Source organism: Pseudomonas sp. rhizo25, from assembly GCF_031931935.1.
Classification (GTDB): Bacteria; Pseudomonadota; Gammaproteobacteria; order Pseudomonadales; family Pseudomonadaceae; genus Aquipseudomonas; species Aquipseudomonas synxantha.
This window is the reverse complement of sequence record NZ_JAUJXA010000055.1, coordinates 1-460: the sequence shown is the minus strand read 5'-3', so window position 1 is coordinate 460 and position 460 is coordinate 1. Positions and strand designations below refer to the sequence as shown.

Here is a 460-nt window from a genome sequence, read left to right as displayed (position 1 = left end):
GACGGTCTGGGTGCTCTTATCGATGAACACGTCATCGGTAGGCGCCGGTACAGTCACGGTGCCGACAGTGTCGCCCGCCTTGATCGTGATGCTCGAGCCGTTATCCAGCTTCAAGGTGACGTCAGTGCCCGCTTTGTTGGAAAGCGTAGCGGTATAGGTGATCTGGCCGCCTTCGTTAACGGCATTTGGCGCAGTCAGCGTGACAGTCGTGGTGTTGTCAGTGCCCGGGGTATCCGTAACGGTGGTGTTCACCGCGGTAGTGCCAGGGACCAAGTTCTCAAAATGCTCGCCGCCGGTCACGCCTTTAATAGCGGTGGTGACGGTTTGGTCGCCCTTGTAGACGTCATCCGGTGCAACAACCGAGATAGAACCGCTGGATTGGTTCACGCCAATAGTGATGGACTGGCCGTTATCGAGAGTGACGGTCAGCGGGTTGGTGATGTTAGTCACCGGCGCACCG

At 58.0% G+C, this 460-nt stretch carries 1 protein-coding gene; it reads right to left on the bottom strand.

The annotated features are described in order from the left end of the window. A partial coding sequence (locus tag QZR30_RS27905) for an immunoglobulin-like domain-containing protein (RefSeq protein ID WP_311904785.1) occupies positions 1 to 460 on the bottom strand: 460 nt, incomplete at both ends.